Genomic DNA, 24,342 nt, shown 5'->3' on the forward strand with positions numbered 1-24,342 from the left:
TGATCGACGATTCAGGAGCCCGAGCTGTGACGACAGCCCCCACCCCACTCGACTGGACTGACCTCGACAAGCAGGCCGTGGACACCGCCCGCCTCCTCGCCGCCGATGCGGTCGAAAAGGCCGGACACGGACACCCCGGTACCGCGATGAGCCTGGCCCCTGCGGCCTACCTGATCTACCAGAAGCTCATGCGCCACAACCCCGCCGATCCGCACTGGATCGGCCGCGACCGCTTCGTCCTCTCCTGCGGTCACTCGAGCCTCACCCAGTACATCCAGCTGTTCCTCGCCGGCTACGACGTGAGCCTTGACGACCTCAAGGCACTTCGTACGTGGGGCAGCCTCACTCCAGGCCACCCGGAGCACAACCACACGCCCGGCGTCGAGGTCACGACTGGCCCGCTGGGCCAGGGCGTCGGCAACGCAGTCGGTATGGCCATGGCTGCTCGCCGCGAGCGCGGCCTGTTCGATCCGGACGCGGTCACTGGACATAGCCTGTTCGATCACGACATCTACGTCATCGCCTCTGATGGTGACCTCGAAGAAGGCATCGCCTCTGAGGCCTCGTCGCTCGCCGGCCACCAGAAGCTCGGCAACCTGACCGTCTTGTACGACGACAACCACATCTCGATCGAGGACGACACCAACGTCGCCTTCAGCGAAGACGTTGCTGCGCGCTACGAGTCGTACGGCTGGCACGTGCAGAAGATCGACTGGACCAACGGCGGCACCGGTTACGTCGAGAACGTCCAGGCGCTCTATGACGCGTTCCAGGCAGCTGCGGCGGTCACCGACAAGCCGAGCTTCATCCAGCTCCGCACGATCATCGCCTGGCCCGCACCGACCAAGCAGAACACCGGCGCCTCACACGGCTCCGCTCTGGGCGCCGATGAGATCGCTGCGACCAAGACGCTGCTCGGCTTCGATCCCGACCAGGCCTTCCAGGTCGCCGACGACGTGCTGGCGCACACGCAGGCAGCCCGTACGCGCGGCAATGACCTGCAGAGCGAATGGCAGGCATCCTTCGACGCGTGGAAGACCAAGCACGCTGATGGCGCGGCGCTTCTCGACCGCCTCAACAGCCGCACTCTTCCCGCGGGTTGGGACGCCGACGTGCCGACGTACGAGGCCAGCGAAAAGGGCGTCGCGACTCGCGTCGCGTCGGGCGAGTTCCTGACGGCCGCTGCGCCGAAGCTTGCTGAGCTGTGGGGTGGCTCTGCCGACCTCGCGGGCTCCAACAACACGACGCCCAAGGGTGAGCCGTCGTTCCTGCCCCCGGAGCATTCGACGAAGTCGTTCCAGGGCAACCTCTATGGCCGCGTCCTGCACTTCGGTATCCGTGAGCACGCGATGGGTGCGGTGCTCAACGGCATCGCCCTTCACGGGCCCACTCGCCCGTACGGCGGAACGTTCCTCGTGTTCAGCGACTACATGCGCCCCTCGGTACGCCTGGCGGCTCTGCAGGAGCTGCCCGTCACGTACGTGTGGACCCACGACTCGATCGGACTCGGCGAGGACGGACCGACACACCAGCCCATCGAGCATCTCGCTGCGTTGCGGGCGATCCCCGGCCTCGACGTCATCCGCCCGGCGGATGCCAACGAGACGGTCGCTGCGTGGAAGGCGGTTCTCGCGATCACCAACCGTCCGACTGCATTGGCTCTGAGCCGTCAGAACGTTCCGACGTTCCCGCGCGGTACTGACGGCTTCGCCAGTGCCGATCTGACGTCGAAGGGCGCATACACACTCCTCGACACCGACGGCGAACCCGACGTGATCCTCGTCGGTACGGGCTCCGAAGTGCAGATTGCCGTCAAGGCACGCGAGCTGCTCGCTGCCGAAGGCATCAAGGCCCGCGTCGTCTCCATGCCGTGCCGCGAGTGGTTCGAGCAGCAGGACGAGGCATACCGCGAGAACATCATCCCGGCTGGCCTGCGCGCTCGTGTTGTGGTTGAGGCTGGCGTGGCGTTCGGCTGGCGCGACGTGGTCGGCGACGCCGGCCGCATCGTCAGCATCGAGCATTACGGCGCCTCGGCTGCCTTCGCGACGTTGTACGAGAAGTTCGGCGTCACGCCCGACGCCGTTGCCGCGGCCGCTCGCGAGTCGATCGCCGCAGCAGGAGCTGCACCTACCGCACCGTTCCATGCGCGACCCGCTGGAGCAGTCGGCCCCTCTGATAACCCTGACGCCCCACACTGACGTCTGATTCCTCACCAAGGAGACACCATGAACGACCGCTTGAAGGCCCTCGCCGATGCCGGAGTCTCGATCTGGCTCGACGACCTCTCGCGCGAACGCATCGAGACCGGCAACCTCCAGAAGCTCATCGATGAGTCCGGAGTGGTCGGCGTGACCACCAACCCTTCGATCTTTGCCTCGGCGCTCTCGGATGGCGAGAAGTACGCACCTCAGATCAAAGAGCTCAAGGCTGCCGGTGCCGATGTCGACACCACGGTCTTCGAGCTCACCACCAAGGATGTCAAGGACGCCGCCGAGATTCTTCGCCCGGTCTACGACGCCACGAACGGTGCTGACGGACGGGTGTCGATCGAAGTCGAGCCCGGTCTCGCACGCGACACCGATGCAACAGTCGCCATGGCACAGACGCTCTGGAACAAGGTCGGACAGCCCAACACTCTGATCAAGATCCCCGCCACGGTCGAAGGACTGCCGGCCATTGCCCAGTCCATCGCTGCCGGCATCAGCGTCAACGTCACGCTGATCTTTTCGCTCGATCGCTACCGCGGCGTCATGAATGCCTACCTCGACGGACTCGAGGAAGCGGTCGCCGATGGCAAGGACCTCTCGAAGATCCACTCCGTTGCGTCATTCTTCGTGAGCCGCGTTGACTCGGAAGTCGACAAGCGCCTCGCAGACGACAGCCCGCTTCGCGGCAAGGCGGCCGTCGCCAACGCTCGTCTCGCCTACGAGGCGTACGAAGAGGTCTTCAGTTCAGACCGTTTTGCGGCTCTCGCCGCCAAGGGCGCCAACGCACAGCGTCCGCTGTGGGCATCGACCGGCGTCAAGGATCCGGCCTACTCCGACACCCTCTACGTCACCGAGCTCGTCGTCGCCAACACGGTCAACACGATGCCCGAGAAGACGCTCCAGGCGTTCGCTGACCACGGCGAGCTTCATGGCGACGCCGTCACCGGCACGTATGACGACGCACGCCAGGTGATCGCCGATCTTGAAGCCGTAGGAATCAGCTACGACGAAGTAGTCGAGCTGCTCGAGGTCGAGGGACTCGACAAGTTCGATGCCTCATGGGCAGAACTTCTCGAGACCGTTTCCAACGAGCTCGACAAGGCCTGACACGTGGTCGAGCTCTTCCTCACCGCGCCATCGCAGCACGAGTACGAAGGTGCGTTGAAGAACGCCATCGACAGTGGGATCGCCTCACGCATCGCCGAGAACGATCCGACCGAATGGGGTCCGGACGCGGTTTCGGAGGCCTCGATCCGATTGAGCTGGACTGGGCTCGCTGAGTCGTCCCGTCCGCTCATCGCGGAGATCATTGAGCTCCGTGACAGCCTCGGCGCCAGGGGACTCGACCACGTTGTTCTCTGTGGCATGGGCGGATCATCGCTGGCGCCCGAGGTCATCTGTCACACGTACGGCGTGCCGCTGACCGTCCTCGATTCGTCCCAGCCCGACATGGTGCGGTCAGCCATCGCAGACCGGCTGGATCGCAGCATCGTCGTTGTTGCCAGCAAGTCAGGCGGCACGATCGAGACTGACAGCCAGCGACGCGCGTACGAGAAGGCGTTCACAGAGGCGGGCCTCACTCCCACCGACCACATCATTGTCGTGACGGATCCGGGCTCGCCGCTCGACAAGGAAGCTACCGCCGCCGGATATCGCGTGTTCCACGCTGATCCCAACGTCGGTGGCCGCTACTCCGCACTCACCGCATTTGGCCTCGTCCCGAGCGGTCTTGCTGGGGCCGACGTCGGCGAGCTCCTCGACCAGGCAGCGTCGGTGCAGGACAACGTCGCACTGGACGGTGCCGACAACCCGGCGCTCCGACTCGGCGTTCTGCTCGGCGTCGCCCACCGTCACCGCGTCGACAAGCTTGTGATGGCTGATCAGTCGAGGCACGGCTTCGGCGATTGGATCGAGCAACTCGTCGCCGAGTCGACGGGCAAGAACGGCAAGGGAATCCTGCCTGTCGTCGTTCCATTCGAGAACGCCGTCAACTTCAACCCCAGCACCGCTGACTCGATTCTGCTTTCCATCGACGCCGACGACGCACCCGAAGCTCAGTCCGGGTACGGCATCGCGATCAGAGCTGCCTTGGGCGCAGAAATGCTCGTGTGGGAGACGGCCGTAGCTGTCGCCGGCAGTGTCATCGGCATCAACCCGTTCGACCAACCTGACGTCGAGAGCGCTAAGCAGGCCGCACGCGACATGCTCGGTGGCGCGGGAGAAGTGCCCACACCCGACTTCACCGCTGATGGCATCGACGTCTACGGCGCCGAGGGCACCACCGTGGCCGATGCGGTCAGCTCACTGTTCAGCCAGTTGGACCTAGATCATGGCTATGTCGCCCTGCAGGTCTACCTCGACCGCTTTGACCACGCCGACTTCGCTGGCGCGCGTGAGATCGTCGCGCAAAGGACCGGACGTCCGACCACCTTCGGCTGGGGTCCTCGATTCCTCCACTCGACAGGTCAGTATCACAAGGGCGGCCCCGGAACTGGAGTCTTCCTTCAGGTCACCGGTGACCCCGTCGAAGACCTCGAAGTGCCAGGCCGCGAGTTCACCTTCGGTTCGTTCATCCAGTCGCAAGCAGCAGGTGACGCGGCGGTTTTGCGGGAGCGCGGACGCCCCGTCGTACGTCTGCACCTCAAGGACGTACCGGCTGGTCTGCGGCTGCTTCGCACAGTTCTCGCGGGCAAGGGCGACGAGTGACTACCAACCCACTCCGCGATCCTCGCGACCGCCGACTCCCCCGGATCGCCGGGCCTTGCAGCCTGATCCTGTTCGGCGTCACGGGCGACCTCGCCAAGAAGAAGCTCATCCCCGCGGTCTATGACCTCGCCAACCGCGGCCTGTTGCCGCCCGGGTTCGCCCTGGTCGGCTTCGCGCGCCAGGACTTCGGCAAGCAGGCGTTCTCGAAGATGATCAAGCAGGCAGCCAAGGACGGCGCGCGTACGGCGTGGAGCGAAACCGTATGGAAGCAGCTCGCTGCTGGCATCCGCTTCGTTCCAGGCGAATTCGACGATGATGACGCCTGGGAACGCCTCGGCAAGACCATGAAGGAGCTCGACGAGCAGCAGGGCACAGGCGGCAACCACGCGTTCTACCTGTCGATCCCGCCCGGACTTTTCCCGGTTGTCGTCTCCCAGATCAAGAAGCACGGACTTGCTGAGTCGTCACAGGGTTGGCGTCGCGTCGTCATCGAGAAGCCGTTCGGGCACGACCTCGCTTCGGCCCAGGAGCTCAACCAAATCGTTGCCGACGTCTTCCCGAGCCAGTCGGTGTTCCGCATCGACCACTACCTCGGCAAAGAGACCGTCCAGAACATCCTGGCGTTCCGTTTCGCCAACGGGATGTTCGAGCCGATCTGGAACAACCACTACGTCGACCACGTACAGATCACGATGGCCGAGGACATTGGCATCGGATCCCGCGCCGGCTACTACGACGGCATTGGTGCAGCGCGCGATGTCATCCAGAACCACCTGCTCCAGTTGATGGCTCTGATCGCCATGGAAGAACCCGTCTCGTTCAACGCCAAGAGCCTGCGCATCGAGAAGCAGAAGATCCTCGCCAACGCGCGCCCTCCCGCCCGCATCGACCTCCACACGGCTCACGCTCAGTACGAAGGTGGCTGGGCCGGTGGCGAGAAGGTGCTCGGTTACCACGAGGAGGCGGGCATCCCCAAGGGCTCGACCACCGAGACGTACGCCGCGATGCGTATCGACATCAGCACCCGCCGCTGGGCTGGCGTGCCGTTCTACCTGCGTACCGGCAAGCGTCTGGGCCGTCGAGTCACCGAGCTTGCCGTCGTCTTCAAGCGGGCCCCGCACCAGCCATTCAGCAAGCACGACGTTGAGGAGCTCGGCCAGAACGCGCTCGTCATGCGTATCCAGCCCGATGAAGGCGTGACATTGCGCTTCGGAGCCAAGGTGCCCGGTACGACGATGGAGATCCGCGACGTCAACATGGACTTCGCCTACGGCGGCGCCTTCGTCGAGAGCAGCCCCGAGGCGTACGAACGACTCATCCTCGACGTGCTGCTCGGCGATCCACCGCTGTTCCCGCATCGCGAAGAGGTGGAGCTTGCTTGGGAGATCCTCGACCCCGTGATCCAGCACTGGAGCAAGCAGAAGTCGGTCGACACCTATCCTTCGGGTACATGGGGTCCGGTGTCCGCCGACAAGATGCTCGAACGCGATGGCCGAGCTTGGAGGCGTCCCTAGTCATGGAGATCGCACTCGAGAAGACCAATGCGGCGCGCATCGCTCGCGCCCTCGTCAAGGCCCGTCGTGCCGCCGGCAGTCCAGCGATGGACATGGTGCTCACGCTGCTCGTCGTGACAGACGATCACAACGTTGGTGAAGCACTCAAGACCGCGACAACTTTGTCGCGCGAGCATCCGTCCCGCGTAATCGGCGTGATCCTGGGCGATGGCCGTGGAGCCGCCGAACTCAACGCCAAGGTGCGCGTCGGCGAGAACTCATCAGGTGAGTCGATTCTGCTGCGCATCTCCGGTGAGCTCACCAAGCACGCAGAGTCCGTCGTGCTGCCTCTCCTCCTTCCCGACTCCCCCGTGGTGGTCTGGTGGCCCGGAAAGCCTCCAACGAAGCCGTCGGCGGATGCCATCGGCCAACTGGCCCAGCGTCGGCTCACCGACGCCGAGGCAACCGACTCGCCGATTCGCTCGCTCAAGGCCGTCGCGCGCGAGTTCGCTCCAGGCGACACGGACCTGTCCTGGACCCGCCTGACGCCGTGGCGTGCCCTTCTGGCTGCTGCCCTCGACCAATCCACCAGCAGGGTCACCGGCGGCACTGTGGTCGCTGGTACGGGCAACCCAGCAGCGACTCTGCTTGTCGCATGGCTCGAAAGTCGCCTCAAAGTGCCGATCTCGCTCCGCAAGGGCGATATCGAGCAGATCTCCTCCGTCGTGCTGCATTCCACGGCGGGCGACGTGCGGATCGAACGCATCGGCCCGACGTCCTGCCACTTCAGCGTGCCGGGCTCCTCGCCTCGTGAGGTGCCACTCGGAGCTCGTACGCTCGCTGAACTGCTTGCCGAGGATCTGCGCCGCCTGGACTCCGACGACATCTACGAGGCGACCATTCGCCACCTCCTCAAGTCATGAGGCGCGTCGAGGTCGTACCCGACGCGGCAACCCTGGCATCGACAGTTGCCTCACTCCTGTCGATCCGCATCGCGGACGTACAGGCAACCGGTCGGCGGCCGAGCGTCGTCCTCACCGGCGGAACGATCGCGATCGCGATCTACGAAGCGTTCGAGGCAGGTGCGGTCGACTGGAACAACGTCGACTTCTACTGGGGCGATGAGCGATTCGTTCCGGAGGGTCATGCCGATCGCAACGATCAGCAGGCCAGGGATTCTTTCCTGACTCGATTGGAAGTCCCGGCGGAGCACATTCATTCGATGCCTGCGCATGGGTGCGACCTCAGCATGGCCGACGCGGCCAATGGGTACGGCGACAAGCTCCCGCGGGATCCGTTCGACGTTGTGCTCCTCGGCGTAGGTCCCGATGGTCATGTCGCATCGCTGTTCCCCGGTTTCGCTCAACTGCATGAGACCGAGCGCCGGGTCGTCGAGGTCTTCGGCTCCCCCAAGCCGCCGCCGGAGCGCATCACGATGACGTTCTCAGCGCTCAACAACGCCGATGCCGTGTGGTTCCTGGTTTCAGGGGACGGCAAGGCGGCAGCTGTGGCACGCGCACTGGGTGACGGCACAATCGACGACACGCCCGCCACCGGAGTGACGGGCGCGACGGAAACGCTGTGGCTGCTCGATGAAGCAGCGGCTTCGCAACTTTAGAAGATGACTTCGCCGGTCTTGCGCTTGGTGCGCAGCATCTCGATGGCCTCGGTGAGGATCTCGGCCGCTTCGGTCTCGGAACGGCGCTCCTTCACGTAGGCGAGGTGCGTCTTGTAGGGCGCAACCTTGAGAGCCGACTGGAGGTTCTCGGCGTCGACGCCTGCAGGAAGTCCGCAGCGCGGGCAGTCCCACGTCTCGGGCGCTTCGGCCTCGACAGCGAACTGAAGGACGGTCGTGTGCTCATTCATGCAGAAGTACGAGACCGACTGGCGCGGAGCTGATTCGCCGCGCTCTGCTTCTCCCATGGGTCCAGCCCCGATGCGGCTGCCCCGGATCGCGCCTGCTGCCACTAGTTGCTCACCTTCAGGAGCAGGCCGAGTGCGAAGATGCACACGACCCAGACGACAGCGATGCCGACCGTGATGCGGTCAAGGTTGCGCTCAGCAACGGACGAGCCGCCCAACGAGCTGGAGACACCGCCACCGAACATGTCGGAGAGGCCACCCCCACGGCCCTTGTGCATGAGAACCAGCACGATCATCAGCAGGCTGCTGATCGTGAGGATTATGGAGAACGTCAAAATCACGGGTGGACCTTCGTTGTCAGGCGCCGGAAAGATCCGGCATGTCGTAGAACCGAGCGATCCCGGCGAACTCCTCCGCTTGGAGACTTGCACCGCCGACCAAGGCTCCGTCGACGTCCGACTTCGCCATGATGGCGGCGATGTTCGCCGCTTTCACTGATCCGCCGTAAAGGATACGCAATGAGTCTGCAGCATCGGCAGACCAGGTCTCGGCAACTCGCGCACGAATCGCCGCGCAGACCTCCTGCGCGTCTTCGGGAGTAGCAACTTCGCCGGTGCCAATTGCCCATACGGGCTCATAGGCCACGACCAGCGACGCGATCTGCTCGGCACTGAATCCGGCGAGCGATCCGTCGATCTGAGCCAGCGTGTAGGCCACGTGCTCGCCCGACTGACGCACCTCGAGACCTTCGCCGACGCACACGATCGGCGTCATGCCAGCGGCAAGCGACTTGGCGGCCTTCGTGTTGACGAGGGCGTCTGATTCGCCGTGGTATTCGCGGCGCTCGGAGTGGCCGACGACGACGTACGAGCAGCCGAGCTTGGCGAGCATCGATGCCGCGATCTCGCCGGTGTAGGCGCCGCCATCGTGTTCGGAGACGTTCTGAGCGCCGTAGCCGATCGCCAGGTGGTCACCGTCGACCAGAGTCTGCACGCTGCGGATGTCGGTGAACGGAGGGATCACAACGACTTCGGACTTCTCGTAGTCGTGCTTCTTGTCCTGCAACGTCCACGCGAGCTTCTGGACGAGAACCACGGCTTCCTGGTGGTTGAGGTTGGACTTCCAGTTGCCTGCCATCAGTGGCTTTCGCGCTGCGGCCATGATCAGTTCCCTTCAAGGATGTCGAGGCCCGGGAGCGTCTTGCCCTCGAGGTATTCGAGACTTGCTCCACCACCGGTGGAGATGTGACCGAAGTCTGAGTCTTCGAAGCCGAGCTGTCGTACCGCTGCGGCCGAGTCACCGCCACCGACGACCGACAGGCCATCGACTTCAGTGAGCGCCTGTGCGACCGCACGAGTGCCAGCCTCGAAGGACGACATCTCGAACACACCCATCGGGCCATTCCAGAACACCGTCTTCGAGCCCTTGATGAGCTCAGCGAACGCCGCACCGCTGTCAGGACCGATGTCGAGGCCCAACTGGTCGGCCGGGATCGCGTCGGCCGCAACCGTCGAGGCGTTGGCGTCCTTGAACTCCGGAGCCACCACGATGTCGGTCGGGAGCACGAGCTTGACGCCCTTGGCTTCAGCCTGAGTGATGTAGTCGCGCGCGATGTCGAGCTGGTCCTCTTCGAGGAGCGACTTGCCGACTTCGTGGCCCTGCGCCTTGAGGAAGGTGAAGACCATTCCGCCACCGATCAACAGGTTGTCAGCCTTGTCGAGCAGGTTGTCGATGACGCCGAGCTTGTCGGACACCTTCGAACCGCCCAGAACGACCGTGTAGGGCCGCTCCGGTGTCGCGGTGAGGCGCTTGAGCACCTTGACCTCGGCCTCGACCAGTCCACCAACGGCGGCAGGCAAGCGCGTGGCGATGTCATAGACGCTGGCCTGCTTGCGGTGCACGACGCCAAAACCATCGGACACGAACACATCTGCGAGGTCTGCCAGTTCGTCAGCGAACTTTCCGCGTACGTCATCGTCCTTGCTGGTCTCGCCAGCGTTGAACCGTACGTTCTCCAGCACGAGCACATCGCCGTCGGCGAGGCTCGCGATCTGGTTCTTCGCGTCGTCGCCAACGGTGTCCGTGGCGAAGTAGACCTGCGGCTCGATGAGCTCACCCAGGCGGGTGGCTACCGGCCCCAGCGAATACTTCGCGTCTGGCTTGCCCTCAGGTCGACCGAGGTGGGCGACGACCAGCACCTGGGCGCCTGCATCGGCGAGCTGAACGATCGTCGGGATGCTCGCGCGTACGCGGCCGTCGTCAGTGATCGTCGTACCGTCAAGAGGGACGTTGAGGTCGCTTCGGACGAGCACGCGCTTGCCGCGCAGGTCACCCAGGTCGCTGATCGTCTTCACAGGTCAGAGCGAGGTGCCGACGAGGACCGTGAGGTCGACGAGGCGGTTGGAGTAGCCCCACTCGTTGTCGTACCAGCCGACAACCTTGACCTGGTCGCCGATCACCTTGGTGAGGCCGGCGTCGAAGATGCACGACGCAGGATCCGTCACGATATCGGTCGACACGATCGGGTCCTCGGTGTAGACGAGGAAGCCCTTGAGAGGGCCCTCTGCTGCGGCCTTGACGATCTGGTTGACCTCTTCGACGGTGGTCTCGCGCGATGCTGTGAACGTCAGGTCCGTCGCCGAGCCGGTCGGCACGGGGACACGGAAGGCGAAGCCGTCGAGCTTGCCCTTGAGCTCGGGCAGAACGAGGCTGACGGCCTTGGCCGCACCCGTTGAGGTGGGGACGATATTGACGGCCGCCGAACGGGCGCGACGCAGGTCGTCGTGCGGAGCGTCCAGCAGGTTCTGGTCACCCGTGTAGGCGTGGATCGTGGTCATGAGTCCACGCTCGATGCCGAGACCGTCGTTCAGAGCTTTAGCCATCGGCGCGAGGCAGTTGGTCGTACACGAGGCGTTGGAGATGATCGTGTGCGCGTCGGCGTCGTACGTGTCGTGGTTGACACCCATGACGAACGTGGCGTCCTCGTTCTTCGCAGGTGCGGAGATGATGACCTTCTTGGCACCGCCGTCGACGTGGGCCTTGGCCTTGGTCGCGTCGGTGAAGAAGCCCGTGGACTCGATGACGATGTCGGCGCCAACAGCAGCCCAGTCGAGCTTGGCAGGATCGCGCTCAGCAAAAGCGGCGAATGACTTGCCGTCGACGGAGATCGACGTGTCGTCATACGTCACGTCCCCGTCGAGACGGCCGAGAGTCGAGTCGTACTTGAGCAAATGGGCGAGCGTCTTGTTGTCCGTCAGGTCGTTGACGGCGACGATCTCGATGTCTGCTCCGGCGGCGCGGGCCGCACGGAAGAAGTTGCGGCCGATGCGGCCAAATCCATTGATGCCTACGCGAACAGTCACGGGGACGGGTCTCCTGCGGGATTGGTGTGGGTAACGACCTCACTCTACCGAGGTGCTTCTGCTACCCGCGAGTCACCTACTCGGCGAGAGACTCTTCGTTGAGGCTCGACTCGGTGTCAGGGATGCCCAGTTCCTCGGCGCGCTTGTCCGCCATCGCGAGGAGGCGGCGTATGCGGCCAGCGATCGCGTCCTTGGTCAACGCGGGCTCGTGGAGCTGTCCGAGCTCTTCGAGACTCGCCTGACGATGCTCCACGCGCAGACTGCCGGCCATCTTGAGGTGGTCGGGGACTTCGTCGCCGAGGATCTCGAGTGCACGCTGCGCTCGCGCTCCGGCGGCAACTGCTGCGCGCGCCGAGCGACGAAGGTTGGCGTCATCGAAGTTGGCCAGGCGGTTGGCTGTGGCGCGGACCTCGCGACGCATACGTCGTTCTTCCCAGGCCAACAGCGACTCGTGTGCGCCGAGGCGCGTGAGAAGCGCTCCGATGGCCTCACCATCACGGATCACGACGCGATCGATGCCGCGGACTTCGCGTGCCTTGGCGCTGATGCCCAAGCGGCGGGCAGCGCCAACCAGAGCGAGAGCGGCTTCTGGGCCAGGACAGCTGACTTCGAGGGCCGACGAACGTCCCGGCTCCGTGAGCGATCCATGGGCGAGGAAGGCGCCACGCCAGGCGGCGACGGCGTCACAGGAGGAACCGGATACGACCTGAGGAGGCAGGCCACGAATCGGGCGGCCGCTCGCATCGATCAGACCAGTCTGGCGAGCCAGGGCGTCGCCGTCCTTGGCAACACGTACGACGTAATGAGTGGCCTTGCGGATGCCAGCGTTCTGCATGACGAGCATTTCGCTGTCATGCCCGTAGACCTCGGCAATGTCCTTGCGGAGACGGCGTGCGGCAGCTCCGGTGTCGAGCTCAGCCTCAATGACAATGCGTCCGGCAACGATGTGCAGGCCGCCAGCGAATCGCAGGATCGACGAGACCTCTGCCTTGCGACAGCACGACTTGGTGATCGCGGTGTTGGCGAGCTCTGCCTTCACCTGAGCAGTCATTGCCATCGGGTTGAACCTCTATCCGTCGATGTTCCCGGGGTCACTCTATGCCTGTTTCATGGCGCGACTGAACGCGGCTGCGAGCCTGATTGGGTCGTGCTGGTCAGAGCCTGGCGACGTCGCAACTTCCGCGACGACGAGCTTCGCACCGAGTGATCGAGCCATTGCCTCAAGGTTGCCACGGGTGTCGACGAGCGACGTGTCGGCGATGACGAGGTCAAGCCCCAGCTCAGGTGCGTGCGCCGCCAGCACCTCGAGGTGGTCGACAGGGGTGAGTCCTTCGGTCTCGCCGGCTTGCTCGCCCAGGTTGAGCACCAGTACGCGTTGGGCCGTGGAGCTGACCAGTGCATCGCGAAGCTCCGGCACCAACAGCGTCGGCATGACGCTCGTGAACCACGAGCCGGGTCCAACGGTGATCCAGTCGGCATCCTTGACGGCTGCCACGGCCTCGGGACAGGCAGGCGGATCGAGCGGATCGAGCCGGACACTCACGACCTGTCCGTCGACTGAAGCAACCTGCGACTGGCCGCGCACGACGGTCAACCGATCGGGGGCAGACCTGAGGTGCACATCGGCCTCGATGTCGAGGGGCACGGCGGCCATCGGCAGTACCCGACCCTGAGCACCCAGCAGCTCAGCGACGAGATCAAGACCGGCCACGTGATCGCCGAGTTGATCCCAGATCGCTGCAATGAGCAGGTTGCCGACTGCGTGGTCCTTCAACGGTCCTTCGCTGGTGAACCGGTGCTGCAGGACGCCAGCCCAGGTACGACCCCAGTCGTCGTCGCCACACAGAGCCGCAAGTGCCATACGTAGGTCGCCCGGCGGCAGGATGCCGAGTTCCTCGCGCAAGCGCCCGGACGACCCGCCGTTGTCGGCAACGGTGACCACACCTGTGAGATCGCGTGTCAGGTGACGGAGAGCCGCGAGACTCGCCGCAAGGCCGTGTCCGCCTCCCAAGGCAACAATCTTGGGATGCGACGTCTCAGGCGTGGCGCCGGTCATTCGCGCCCCAGATCGCGGTGGACGACGAGAACTCGTACGCCGTGGGCTCGCAGTCGCTCGCCCAGCGCCTCAGCCATGGCAACGCTGCGGTGTCGCCCACCGGTGCAGCCGAGGGCGATCGACAGGAAGTGCTGATCCTCGCGCAGGTAACCGTCGGTCAGGATCGCGACCAGCTCGTCGTACTTCTCGAGGAACTGCTCGGACAGCGGCTGGCTACGGACGAAGTCACGGACGGGCTCGTCGAGACCGCTGAGTGGGCGCAGCTCATCAACCCAGTAGGGATTGGGTAGGAATCGAAGGTCGGCGACCATGTCGGCGTCGATCGGCAACCCGTACTTGAAGCCGAATGACATCACCGAGGCACGCAGACCACCGCTGGTCGGGTCTTCGAAGGCTGCACGGATGCGCTGCCCCAGCTGATGGACGTTGAGGTTGGTGGTGTCGAGCACCAGGTCGGCACGCCCGCGTATGCGTCTCAGCAACTCGCGTTCGCGATCAAACCCGTCCATGAGTCGCTCTTCACGACTCAACGGGTGAGGCCGACGCGCGGCCTCCTGGCGACGTACGAGGACCTCATCAGATGCCTCGAGGTAGAGGATGCGCGCGCTGACTCCGCGCTCGCGGAGATCCTCGAGCTCCTCGACGAGGCGGGAGAAGAACTCACGGGACCGTGCGTCGACCACGACGGCGAGCTGCTCAAACTCGGACGCCTCTGCCGTATCGACGACAGCCTTGATCAGCGTGGGCGGGATGTTGTCGACGACGTAGTAGCCAAGCTTCTCCAGGACCTTGGCTGCCGAGCCGCGCCCCGCGCCGGTCATACCGGTGACGACGACGATCTCCGACAACGTGGTCAACGGTCCTCCAGGATCTCGCCGGTCGCGGTGTTGACGGCCGGTGAGGACTCGCCCGCTGCGAGTGCCTCCACGATGGATTGTGCCGTAGCCGGACCGATGCCGGGCACAGTTGCGATCTCTTCTGCACTCGCTTGGCGAAGCTTCTTTACCGAGCCGAACGTCTTGAGCAGCGCTTTGCGTCGCGTCGGCCCGAGTCCGCTCACGGGATCGAGCACGCTGTCGATCATCGACTTGCTGCGGCGTGCGCGGTGATGAGTGATCGCGAAACGGTGAGCCTCATCGCGAATCCGCTGCAGGAGGTAGAGGCCCTCGCTGGTGCGCGGCATGATCACCGGGTCCGGATCATTGGGCATCCACACTTCTTCGAGCCGTTTGGCCAGGCCCACCAACGCAATGTCGCTGATGCCCAGCTCGCTCATGGCCGCCTTGGCTGCGGCAACCTGTGGCGGACCGCCGTCGACGACGACCAACGCCGGCGTGTAGGCGAAGCGTCGTGGCTTGCCGGTCTCGGGATCAATGCCGGGCCCGTCCTCGTCATTGCCCTCGCGGGCCCTGAGCAACTGGCTGAATCGGCGAGTGATGACCTCGTGCATCGCCGCCACGTCGCTCTGACCCTCGTGGCGGATCGTGAAACGGCGGTATTCGGATTTGCGCGGCAGGCCGTCTTCGAAGACGACCATCGATGCCACGGTCTCTGTCTCGCCCAGGTTGGAGATGTCGTAACACTCGATGCGCAGGGGTGCAGTCGGGAGGCCAAGCGCCTCCTGGATCTCCTCCAGAGCAAGACTGCGCGCCGTCAGGTCGGAGGACCGCTTCATCTTGTGGCGGACCATCGACTCCTTGGCGTTCTGCTCGACGGTCGCCATCAGCGCCCGCTTGTCACCACGGCGCGGAACTCGAATCGTCACCGGTCCCCCGCGACGTTCGCTGAGCAACTCGGTGACGATGTTGGCATCGGACGGGAGCGTCGGTACGAGAACGTCTCTCGGAATTGCCGACGGGATGGCGTCTTCGTAAAGCGTCATGAGCGCGCTTTGCACGAGGTCGCTGAACGGGGCTTCATCCGTCTTGTCAGCAACCCAGCCTCGCTGGCCCCGGATGCGTCCACCTCGTACGGAGAAGATTTGTACGGCAACCTCGAGCGGGTCGTCGACGAAGCCCAGCACATCGGCGTCGGTGCCGTCGCCAAGCACGACGGTCTGCTTCTCGAGTACGCGCTGCATCGCCGCCAGATCGTCACGCAGCTTGGCAGCGAGCTCGAACTCCTCGGCATCAGACGCCTCGCGCATACGTTTTTCGATGCGCTTGGTGAAGCCGGCGGTCTGACCGCCCATGAATGCGAGGAAGTCGTCGACGATCGCGCGGTGCTCGTCTGCGCTCACGCGTCCAACACAGGGCGCTGCGCATTTGCCGATGTCTCCGAGCAGACACGGACGCCCGATCGCTGCCGCTCGCCGGAATACACCTTGTGAGCACGAACGCATGGGGAAGACGCGCAGGAGTGTGTCGACCGTGTCGCGGATCGCCCATGCGTGGCCGTATGGACCGAAGTAGCGAACACCCTTGCGCTGGGCGCCTCGCATCACAGTGACGCGAGGGAACTCTTCGCTGACCGTGACTGCGAGCCATGGGTAGGACTTGTCGTCGCGGTACTTGACGTTGAATCGAGGGTCGAACTCCTTGATCCACGAGTATTCGAGAGCCAGGGCTTCAACCTCGGTGTCGACGACGGTCCAGTCGACCGAGCTCGCGGTGAGCACCATCTGCTGGGTGCGCTGATGCAGGCCCGAGACGTCCTGGAAGTAGGAACTCAGACGTGGTCGGAGCGACTTGGCCTTGCCGACATAGATGACCCGCCCGGCGTCATCGCGAAAGCGGTAGACGCCTGGCGCCGTCGGGATCTCCCCCTGCGCCGGTCGATAACTTGCGGGGTCTGCCACGCCGCCAGCCTACGAGGTCAGTACGACAGTCAGTGCGCGCCGCGGCGTCGCGGCACCAGATGCATCGCCGTGACCACAACAGCGCCCACGACGGCGCCCACGACCGCTGACAACGCAGTGTTGGTGAGCCATCCGCCAACGGCTCCGAAGCCACCGAGGGCGTCATGGACGTTGTGCTCCAGGTCGTGCACCAGCTCGTATGGCCCATGCCAACCGAGGTCGTCGACGCCGACGAGCAGGATGTGACCTCCCACCCACAGCATCGCCACGATGCCGACGGCCGAGATTGTGCCGAGCACCTTGGGCATCGCCCTAACGAGCCCCACGCCGAAGCGTTGGGAGGCCGCCGACTTGCGCTGGGCGAGCGCGAGCCCGATGTCGTCCATCTTCACGATCACCGAAACCACGCCGTAGACGAGCACCGTGATGGCGATCGCGACGACTGAGAGGATCGCCAGTCGTGACACAAAGGACTCGTCCGCAACCTCGTTGAGCGCGATCACCATGATCTCGGCCGAAAGGATGAAGTCGGTGCGGATTGCGCCGGAGGTGAGCGTCTTCTCCTCCTCAGGGGTCAAGTCGGACGCCTGCGTCTCCTCGGCCTCCGGCCCGTGGCCGGACAGGCGCTCAAAGATCTTCTCGGCACCCTCGAAGCACAGGTAGGTGCCGCCAAGCATCAGCAGAGGCGTCAGCAGGTCCGGCAGGAACTCGCTCAGCAGAAGGGCCGCGGGAAGGATGAACAGCATCTTGTTGCGGATGGAGCCGATCGCGATCCTGCGGATCATCGGCAGCTCGCGTTTGGCCGCAACGCCCTGGACATATTGCGGCGTCACAGCAGTGTCGTCGACCACGACACCCGCTGCTTTGGCGCTCGCTCGACCAGCAGCGGCCCCGACGTCGTCAATGGATGCCGCAGCGGTCTTCGCGAGTACCGCGATGTCGTCGAGCAGTGCTGCCAGTCCTCCAGCCATGCGATGAGCCTAGAGGAGCGGCTTGAGGAATTCGCCCGTGTGACTCGCCGGGTTGTTGGCGACGTCTTCAGGCGTGCCCTCAGCGATCAGCAGACCGCCTCCGCTGCCGCCCTCGGGTCCCATGTCGATCACCCAGTCGGCTGTCTTGATTACGTCGAGGTTGTGCTCGATGACGATGACCGAGTTGCCAGAGTCGACGATGCGGCCGAGTACGCCGAGAAGCTTGCGGATGTCCTCGAAGTGCAGACCGGTGGTCGGCTCGTCCAGTACGTAGACCGTTCGACCGGTGGAGCGCTTCTGGAGCTCGGCAGACAGCTTGACGCGCTGCGCCTCACCGCCTGACAGCGTGGGAGCTGACTGACCAAGCCGTACGTACCCGAGCCCCACGTCGACCAGCGTGCGCAAATGGCGGGCAATGGCAGGAATGGCCTCAAAGAATTCGACAGCCTCCTCGATCGGCATGTCGAGAACATCGGCGACCGTCTTGCCTTTGTAGTGCACCTCAAGCGTTTCGCGGTTGTAGCGAGCTCCGTGGCAGACCTCGCAAGCGACGTAGACGTCTGGGAGGAAGTTCATCTCGATCTTGATCGTTCCGTCGCCGGAGCAGGCCTCGCAGCGGCCGCCCTTGACGTTGAACGAGAACCGGCCCTGCTGGTAGCCGCGCATCTTGGCTTCGGGCGTCTGCGCGAACAGCTTGCGGACGTGGTCCCAGACCCCGGTGTAGGTCGCCGGGTTGGATCGCGGTGTACGACCGATGGGTGACTGGTCGACGTGGATGACCTTGTCAACCTCGTCGAGTCCGCTGATCGACCGGTGTCGGCCCGGGATCGTACGAGCGCCGTAGATCGTGCGGGCGAGCTGCGTGTAGAGGATGTCGTTGACCAGAGTCGACTTGCCCGAGCCGGAGACACCGGTGACGGCAACCAACATGCCGAGCGGGAACGTGACGTCGATGTCCTGGAGGTTGTGCTCCTTGGCGCCGTGAACCGTGAGCTCGCGACCCTCGACTCTTGGGCGGCGCTTCTCGGGCAGCGGGATCGACAGACGCCCGGACAGGTATTTGCCGGTGACGGAGTCCTTGCTCTCGAGCAGTTCTTTGACTGGTCCGGAGACGATGACCTGTCCGCCGTGCTCGCCAGCTCCGGGGCCGATGTCGACTGCCCAGTCGGCGGCACGGATCGTGTCCTCGTCGTGCTCGACGACGATCAGCGTGTTGCCGAGGTCGCGAAGCCGGAGCAGCGTCTCGATCAGTCGGTGGTTGTCGCGCTGGTGCAGGCCAATCGAGGGCTCGTCGAGGACGTAGAGGACGCCTACCAGGCCGGCGCCGATCTGGGTTGCGAGACGGATGCGTTGAGCCTCACCACCGGACAGAGATCCGGCAGCGCGATCGAGCGCGAGGTAGTCCAGACCGACATCGAGCAGGAAGCGCAGTCGCTCGTTGATCTCCTTGAGAACGCGTTCGCCAATCTGCAGCTCGCGATCGGTCATCTCAAGCGTGCCGAGGTAGGTCGCGGCGTCAGAGATCGAGAGCGCGCACACCTCGGCGATGTTCTTGGGGCCCAGCTCCTTGGAGTTGAGCTGGACAGCGAGGATGACCGGCTTGAGTCGAGTGCCACCACAGGTCGGGCACGGAACCTCGCGCATGAAGCCCTCAAGCCGTTCACGGTTTGTCTCGGAGTCGGTCTCGTCGTGACGTCGTTCGAGGTACGTGATCGCGCCTTCGAATGCCGTGTAATAAGACCGTTCGCGGCCGTAGCGGTTCTTGTACTTGACGTGAACTTTGGTCGGGTGGCCGTGCAGGACCGCCTCGCGTACGTTCTCCGGCAGGTCGCCCCACGGGGTGTCAGCGCTGAACTTGAGCTCTTCGGCGAGCGCGCCAATGATCCGCGAGTAGTAGTCGGCGACATGCGCGGACGACCACGGCGACACCGCGCCTTCGTTGAGCGACTTGCTCTCGTCGGGGACGACCAGCTCGGGGTCGACTTCCATGCGGGTGCCGAGTCCGTGGCACTCGGGGCACGCGCCGAACGGTGCGTTGAACGAAAACGATCGCGGCTCCAGCTCGTCGACAGCGAGCGGGTGGTCGTTGGGGCAGGCGAGCTTCTCGGAGAATCGACGTGTGCGGTTGGGGTCGTCGTCGGACAAATCAACGTAATCGACGATGACCAGACCATCAGCGAGGTTGAGCGCGGTCTCGACCGACTCAGTGAGCCGCTGCTGCATCGTGTCCTTGACCTGCAGACGGTCGACCACCACGTCGATCGTGTGCTTCTTCTGCTTCTCCAGCTTGGGCGGCTCATCTGCAAGCATGTGCAGCTCGCCATCGACGATCGTGCGGCTGAACCCTTGGGACTGCAGCTGGCGGAACAGCTCGCCGTACTCCCCCTTACGACCACGGATGATCGGCGCGAGAATCTGAAAGCGAGTGCCCTCGTCGCCAGACATGATGCGATCGACGATCTGCTGGGGTGTCTGCCGAGCGATGGGCTCGCCGCACTCGGGACAGTGCGGCCGGCCGGCACGGGCGTAGAGCAGGCGCAGGTAGTCGTAAACCTCAGTGATCGTGCCGACGGTCGAGCGCGGGTTGCGGCTGGTGGACTTCTGGTCGATCGAGACGGCCGGTGACAGGCCCTCGATGAAGTCGACGTCCGGCTTGTCCATCTGGCCCAGGAACTGGCGTGCGTACGCTGAGAGCGACTCGACGTAGCGGCGCTGTCCCTCGGCGAAGATCGTGTCGAATGCCAGCGATGACTTGCCCGAACCGGACAAGCCGGTGAACACGATGAGCGAGTCTCGTGGGAGGTCGAGAGAGACATCCTTGAGGTTGTGCTCACGTGCGCCACGGATGACGAGGCGGTCGGTCACTTGTTCCCCTGGGAGGTCGAGATGTGGGCAGTCTGCTGACGGCCACCATCGTAACGACGGGTCCTGACAGAAACATTCCGAAAGGCGCGTCCCGAGACGATGCTGTGGACTCGTATGCTCCCCTGCATGGCGTACACAGGTGAGGTCGAGGTCGGCGGTCCAGCAGATGTCCAGGAGGCCGGTGACCTGCAGATCACCAAGGTCGCGGTCGGCGGGATGTCGAACAACGCGTACCTGCTCAAGTGCAATCTCACCGGCGAGCAGGCGCTGATCGACGCAGCCGACGAGGCAGACACGCTGCTCGCGCTGGTCGGCGATGGCGGCCTCGCTCGTGTCATCACGACCCACCAGCATTTCGACCACTGGCAGGCACTCGAAGCAGTCGTCGACGCGACGGGCGCCGAGACAGTCGCGGGCGAGGAAGACGCCGACGCTCTGCCTGTTCCGGTCGACGTACGCGTGCAGACCGGTGCGCGTGTACGCGTCGGTTCCTGTGAGCTCGAGGTCATCGGCATCGTCGGCCATACGCCGGGTTCGATCGCCCTCGCGTATGACGACCCCGACGGCATCGTGCATCTCTTCACGGGCGATTCACTGTTTCCCGGCGGCGTCGGCAACACTTTCGGCGATGCGGATGCCTTCGTCAGCCTGATCAACGACGTCGAGTCTGAGATCTTTGGCCGCTTCCCGGATGACACCCACTTCTACCCAGGACACGGAAACGACTCCACGCTCGGGGTGGAGCGCCCGCAGCTCGCCGAATGGCGCGAACGAGGCTGGTAGCTCGTACGGGTTTCGACTGGCGCATCCTCGCCCAGCACCTAGCGTCGTAGGTATGAGGGCTCTCGGGATCGCGCTGCTGTTGACGTTGGCGGCATGTTCGTCCGGGAGGTCCGACAGCAACGATCCGACACCTGCTGAGCTGCAACAGCAAGTCTGTACAGAGGTCCGAAAAGGCATCAACGCGTTCAACCGGCAGGACTACGCCGAGACCGTGCGCCATTTCGTGAAGGCCAAGAAGCCGGCGAAGATCAACGCGAAAGAAGATCCCGAGCCGGAGGCAGACGCCTTGCTCGATGCCGTCGAGTACTACGCCAATCTCGAGCCGGCCGCCTATCCGGAAGCGGCGCGCTCGTCAGAGCACTTCGCACGCAATAAGGCGATCACTCTGGGGCAGTGCACCGATGGCAGTCCCATTGACGAGCCGGACGAGACGCTGACCTAGAACGTGACGGGGAGTTCATCTACGCCGTACACGAATGACAGCTGACGGAAGCTCAGCTCTTCTTGCGGCTTCGCCAATGCGAGATCCGGGAAGCGTTGGAACAGACGCGGGAGCGCTATGCGCAGTTCCATACGAGCGAGCTCGGCACCGATGCAGCGGTGGATGCCATGCCCGAATGCCAGGTGACCGCTCTCCGGCACGCGGTAGGGGTCGAACTCCTCAGGTCGCTCCCCCACGACCTTGGGATCACGGTTCGCGCCACTCAGCGACGCAAGCACGACGTCGCCGGCCTTGATCTTCTTGCCGAACAGCAACATGTCCTGCTTGGCGAAACGAGGGAACGCGACCTGCACGACTGACAGGTAACGGAGCAGTTCTTCGACGACCCGGTCAACGTCCTCGGGGGAACCGTTGCGGATCATGTCTGCGTACGCGGGGTCGCGCAGCAACACGATCGTGCCGAGCGCGATCATCCCGGCTGTGGTTTCGAACCCGCCCGTGAACACGCCGTCGGCGAGACCCGCGAGGTCGACGTCACTGATCAAGTCGCCCTCATCGAGCAGGATCTGCCCAATCAGTCCGGGACCCGGCTCCTTGCGCTGCTTGGCGACCGTCGCGAAGAGGAACTCGCGCTGCTCCGACACCGCACCAAAGGCCGCGGCGCCGCCATTGGTGGCGTCGAAGCGCGCACTGCCCAGCTTCTCGAACGCGTCTCGGTCCTCGTAGTCGAGTCCGAGGAGCGCACAGATTGTCTGGAAAGGCACCGGGAAAGCAACGTGTTTGGCGAGGTCCGCGCCGGAGCCCTCTGCAGCCAATGCATCAAGTCGGCTGTCGACGATGTCGCTGATCATGGGCTCGAGGCGTGCCAGACGACGCATCGTGAACTCTGGGGTGACGATCTTTCGGAGACGGGTGTGCAGCGGCGGATCGGTGAATCCCAGACCGCCGATGTCATCAGACGTGGCTGGGCCGTCGCCGTGGAACATGTGGCGAATGTCGTTGGAGTACGAGTCGCGGTCCGTCAGGATCCGGCGCGATTCCTCGTACCCGGTCACCAGGTAGATGTTGAAGTTGAACGGCAGATCGAGGCGATGCATCGGCGTCGTCTTGCGGATCTCAGCAATGCGCGGAACCGGGTCGAGACCCGTGCGCTGCAGCGGCACCTTTGTCTTCTCCGGGATGAAGGACAGGCGTGAAAGGTCAATCCCCTTCTTCTGAATGCGTCGCACAACGAGCTTGCCGACCCATCCGGCGACGCGAGATTTGACCTGAATCACGGAGTTGAAACTACACCGAGCGGTTGCGAGCCCGTGCCAACCGGTTAAAGGTGAGAACAACACGCGGGGCATCCCGCGGCTTATTGGGGGTAGCGGACATGAGCGTCGACACGGCAGGCAGCGGACAACAGGACACCACTCTTCGCAGAGTGATGGGTCCAAAGCTCCTGCTGCTGTTCATCGTCGGCGACATCCTCGGCACTGGCGTGTACGCGCTCACCGGACAAGTCGCTGCGGAAGTTGGCGGCGCTGCATGGCTGCCGTTCCTGGTGGCATTCATCGTTGCAACGCTGACGGCCTTCTCCTACCTCGAGCTCGTCACGAAGTACCCGCAGGCTGCCGGCGCGGCGCTCTACGTGCACAAGGCGTTCGGCGTCCACTTCTTCACCTTCATCGTCGCGTTCGCGGTGATGTGTTCGGGTATCACGTCAGCATCGACGGCCTCCCGTGCCTTTGCGGCCAACCTGGCGACGGGTATCGAATGGGAAGCCAGCAATACCCAGATCATGCTGATCGCCCTCGCCTTCATGACCCTGGTGATGGCCATCAACCTCCGAGGCGTCAGCGAGAGCGTCAAGGCCAATGTCGTACTGACTCTCGTCGAACTCTCCGGCCTGCTCATCGTGATCCTGATTGGCTTCTACGCAATCGGTGATGCCGACTTCAGTCGAGCGGTGGCTTTCGACACCCCGGACGACAAGAACGTGTTCCTCGCGGTGACTACTGCAACGTCGTTGGCATTCTTCGCGATGGTCGGCTTCGAGGACTCCGTGAACATGGCCGAGGAATGCCACGAGCCCGCCAAGATCTTCCCCAAGATGATGCTCACCGGGCTCGGCATCACCGGCGTCATCTACATCCTGGTGTCGATCTTCGCTGTCGCACTCGTCCCGGTTGGTGAGCTCGCAGCGAGCGACACTCCCCTGGTCGAGGTCGTCAAGGCCGGCGCACCAGACTTCCCGATGGACAAGATCTTGCCGTTCATCTCCATGTTTGCGGTGGCCAACTCGGCACTCATCAACATGATGATGGCGAGCCGGCTCCTCTACGGAATGTCGCGTCAAGGCGTGCTGCCCAAGTCGCTTTCGAAGGTGCACCAGAAGAACCGGACTCCGTGGGCCGCGATCCTTTTCACCACAGCACTCTCGTACGGGCTGATCGCGTACGTGTCGAACGCCAGCGACGACGCCATCGCCGTACTCGGCGGGACGACTGCATTGCTGCTGCTTGGCGTGTTTGCTGTGGTCAACGTCGCCGTGTTGGTGCTGCGCTACGACCGTGTCGAACACGATCACTTCCGCACGCGCACCATGATCGCCGTCCTGGGCGCGATCACCTGTCTCTACTTGGTGACTCCGTTGTCAGGGCGCGATGGCGAGCAGTACGAGGTGGCAGGCATCTTGCTTGGAATCGGCCTGGTGCTCTCGGTTCCGATCTACCTGCACCGTCGTAGCCAGGGAGAAGACCTCGAGATCACAGATCCCGACGACATTCCCCCGCATGACATCCCCTAGCCCAGT

At 64.1% G+C, this 24,342-nt stretch carries 21 protein-coding genes; 9 read left to right on the plus strand and 12 right to left on the minus strand.

Going from position 1 to position 24,342, the window contains the following annotated elements:
• Nucleotides 1-26: 26 nt before the first annotated feature.
• The 6 genes from tkt to pgl are packed head-to-tail and all read left to right on the plus strand — an operon-like array spanning nucleotide 27 to nucleotide 8,024.
• Entirely contained in the window at nucleotides 27-2,198 is a 2,172-nt protein-coding gene (gene tkt, locus J2X11_RS09390) for a transketolase (RefSeq protein ID WP_309969898.1), read from the plus strand.
• 27 nt (nucleotides 2,199-2,225) lie between these two features.
• Nucleotides 2,226-3,314: a transaldolase gene (gene tal, locus J2X11_RS09395; RefSeq protein ID WP_309969900.1), complete on the plus strand. Its 1,089-nt coding sequence runs from the start codon at nucleotides 2,226-2,228 to the stop codon at nucleotides 3,312-3,314.
• A gap of 3 nt (nucleotides 3,315-3,317) precedes the next feature.
• Nucleotides 3,318-4,913, plus strand: a complete 1,596-nt coding sequence (locus tag J2X11_RS09400; protein WP_309969905.1) for a glucose-6-phosphate isomerase — start codon at nucleotides 3,318-3,320, stop codon at nucleotides 4,911-4,913.
• On the plus strand, nucleotides 4,910-6,427 hold the full coding sequence (gene zwf / locus J2X11_RS09405; RefSeq protein WP_309969907.1) for a glucose-6-phosphate dehydrogenase: 1,518 nt from the start codon (nucleotides 4,910-4,912) through the stop codon (nucleotides 6,425-6,427). The genes J2X11_RS09400 and zwf overlap by 4 nt, the downstream gene beginning before the upstream one ends.
• Before the next feature lie 2 nt (nucleotides 6,428-6,429).
• Entirely contained in the window at nucleotides 6,430-7,329 is a 900-nt protein-coding gene (locus tag J2X11_RS09410) for a glucose-6-phosphate dehydrogenase assembly protein OpcA (protein ID WP_309969909.1), read from the plus strand.
• Nucleotides 7,326-8,024 carry a 6-phosphogluconolactonase gene (gene pgl, locus J2X11_RS09415; RefSeq protein ID WP_309969912.1) on the plus strand — a complete coding sequence of 233 codons (699 nt, stop codon included), beginning with the start codon at nucleotides 7,326-7,328 and terminating at the stop codon, nucleotides 8,022-8,024. Before J2X11_RS09410 ends, pgl begins: the two co-directional genes overlap by 4 nt.
• Here the strand turns inward: pgl and J2X11_RS09420 are convergent.
• The 11 genes from J2X11_RS09420 to uvrA form a co-directional block, all read right to left on the minus strand.
• The gene (locus tag J2X11_RS09420) at nucleotides 8,021-8,374 is read right to left on the minus strand and encodes an RNA polymerase-binding protein RbpA (RefSeq protein ID WP_309969916.1); all 354 of its coding nucleotides are present in this window, start codon (nucleotides 8,372-8,374) and stop codon (nucleotides 8,021-8,023) included. The two genes, pgl and J2X11_RS09420, sit on opposite strands and share 4 nt — an antisense overlap.
• A complete protein-coding gene (gene secG / locus J2X11_RS09425; RefSeq protein WP_309969921.1) occupies nucleotides 8,374-8,610 on the minus strand; it encodes a preprotein translocase subunit SecG in 237 nt (78 codons plus the stop codon). The genes J2X11_RS09420 and secG overlap by 1 nt, the downstream gene beginning before the upstream one ends.
• Before the next feature lie 16 nt (nucleotides 8,611-8,626).
• Nucleotides 8,627-9,430, minus strand: a complete 804-nt coding sequence (gene tpiA / locus J2X11_RS09430) for a triose-phosphate isomerase (protein WP_309969924.1) — start codon at nucleotides 9,428-9,430, stop codon at nucleotides 8,627-8,629.
• Nucleotides 9,431-9,432: 2 nt separating this feature from the next.
• Nucleotides 9,433-10,623 (minus strand): phosphoglycerate kinase, encoded by a 1,191-nt coding sequence (locus tag J2X11_RS09435; RefSeq protein ID WP_309969928.1) that lies wholly within the window; start codon nucleotides 10,621-10,623, stop codon nucleotides 9,433-9,435.
• A 3-nt stretch (nucleotides 10,624-10,626) separates the two neighbouring features.
• A complete protein-coding gene (gap, locus tag J2X11_RS09440; protein ID WP_309969931.1) occupies nucleotides 10,627-11,631 on the minus strand; it encodes a type I glyceraldehyde-3-phosphate dehydrogenase in 1,005 nt (334 codons plus the stop codon).
• Between the two features lie 76 nt (nucleotides 11,632-11,707).
• Nucleotides 11,708-12,688, minus strand: a complete 981-nt coding sequence (whiA, locus tag J2X11_RS09445; protein ID WP_309969934.1) for a DNA-binding protein WhiA — start codon at nucleotides 12,686-12,688, stop codon at nucleotides 11,708-11,710.
• A 39-nt stretch (nucleotides 12,689-12,727) separates the two neighbouring features.
• Nucleotides 12,728-13,687 carry a gluconeogenesis factor YvcK family protein gene (locus J2X11_RS09450; RefSeq protein ID WP_309969936.1) on the minus strand — a complete coding sequence of 320 codons (960 nt, stop codon included), beginning with the start codon at nucleotides 13,685-13,687 and terminating at the stop codon, nucleotides 12,728-12,730.
• On the minus strand, nucleotides 13,684-14,544 hold the full coding sequence (gene rapZ, locus J2X11_RS09455) for an RNase adapter RapZ (RefSeq protein ID WP_309969939.1): 861 nt from the start codon (nucleotides 14,542-14,544) through the stop codon (nucleotides 13,684-13,686). The genes J2X11_RS09450 and rapZ overlap by 4 nt, the downstream gene beginning before the upstream one ends.
• The gene (gene uvrC, locus J2X11_RS09460) at nucleotides 14,541-16,484 is read right to left on the minus strand and encodes an excinuclease ABC subunit UvrC (protein WP_309969942.1); all 1,944 of its coding nucleotides are present in this window, start codon (nucleotides 16,482-16,484) and stop codon (nucleotides 14,541-14,543) included. Before uvrC ends, rapZ begins: the two co-directional genes overlap by 4 nt.
• A 29-nt stretch (nucleotides 16,485-16,513) precedes the next feature.
• Nucleotides 16,514-17,455: a DUF808 domain-containing protein gene (locus tag J2X11_RS09465; RefSeq protein ID WP_309969945.1), complete on the minus strand. Its 942-nt coding sequence runs from the start codon at nucleotides 17,453-17,455 to the stop codon at nucleotides 16,514-16,516.
• A gap of 9 nt (nucleotides 17,456-17,464) precedes the next feature.
• A complete protein-coding gene (gene uvrA, locus J2X11_RS09470) occupies nucleotides 17,465-20,320 on the minus strand; it encodes an excinuclease ABC subunit UvrA (protein ID WP_309969947.1) in 2,856 nt (951 codons plus the stop codon).
• Between the two features lie 126 nt (nucleotides 20,321-20,446).
• Between uvrA and J2X11_RS09475 the strand changes: the two genes are divergently transcribed.
• On the plus strand, nucleotides 20,447-21,103 hold the full coding sequence (locus J2X11_RS09475) for an MBL fold metallo-hydrolase (protein WP_309969950.1): 657 nt from the start codon (nucleotides 20,447-20,449) through the stop codon (nucleotides 21,101-21,103).
• 52 nt (nucleotides 21,104-21,155) lie between these two features.
• A complete protein-coding gene (locus J2X11_RS09480) occupies nucleotides 21,156-21,545 on the plus strand; it encodes a hypothetical protein (RefSeq protein ID WP_309969952.1) in 390 nt (129 codons plus the stop codon).
• Here the strand turns inward: J2X11_RS09480 and J2X11_RS09485 are convergent.
• Nucleotides 21,542-22,822 (minus strand): cytochrome P450, encoded by a 1,281-nt coding sequence (locus J2X11_RS09485; RefSeq protein ID WP_309969955.1) that lies wholly within the window; start codon nucleotides 22,820-22,822, stop codon nucleotides 21,542-21,544. The two genes, J2X11_RS09480 and J2X11_RS09485, sit on opposite strands and share 4 nt — an antisense overlap.
• A gap of 98 nt (nucleotides 22,823-22,920) precedes the next feature.
• Between J2X11_RS09485 and J2X11_RS09490 the strand changes: the two genes are divergently transcribed.
• Entirely contained in the window at nucleotides 22,921-24,336 is a 1,416-nt protein-coding gene (locus tag J2X11_RS09490) for an APC family permease (protein WP_309969958.1), read from the plus strand.
• The last annotated feature ends 6 nt before the right edge of the window (nucleotides 24,337-24,342 follow it).

Origin of the sequence: Aeromicrobium panaciterrae (assembly GCF_031457275.1) — a bacterium.
Lineage (GTDB): Bacteria > Actinomycetota > Actinomycetes > Propionibacteriales > Nocardioidaceae > Aeromicrobium > Aeromicrobium panaciterrae_A.